Origin of the sequence: Vibrio sp. HI00D65, assembly GCF_001635455.1 — a bacterium.
Taxonomy (GTDB): Bacteria; Pseudomonadota; Gammaproteobacteria; order Enterobacterales; family Vibrionaceae; genus Vibrio.
The window spans coordinates 1-319 of sequence record NZ_LWEH01000082.1 but is presented as its reverse complement, the minus strand read 5'-3'; the positions used below and the strand labels follow the sequence as shown (position 1 = coordinate 319).

The 319-nt window shown below is 42.3% G+C and carries 1 protein-coding gene; it reads right to left on the bottom strand.

Annotated elements, in window-relative coordinates; all coding sequences use genetic code 11:
* Positions 1–319, bottom strand: a 319-nt coding sequence (locus A3712_RS07985) for an EAL domain-containing protein (protein ID WP_157618727.1), incomplete at both ends; no start/stop codon positions are given.

Genomic DNA, 319 nt, shown 5'->3' with positions numbered 1-319 from the left:
TCAATAATAAACTGCTCCTGAACTTCTGATTCAATTCCTTCAATCATCACTTTCAGATCCAACTTTTTTGCGATCTGGACGATTGAACGGACAATCTCAGAGTCCTCAGTCGAGTCGAGCATCTGGTCGATGAAACTCTTATCAATCTTGATTGCATCAAATGGGAACTTCTTAAGGTAACTGAATGATGCGTAGCCGGTTCCAAAGTCATCCAGTGACAATGTCACGCCTATGTCATGCAATGTTTCAAGTGTGTTCTTTGCCACCACTTCATCTGCAATGAGTCCGCTTTCTGTCACTTCGAGCTCTAAGAAATGAG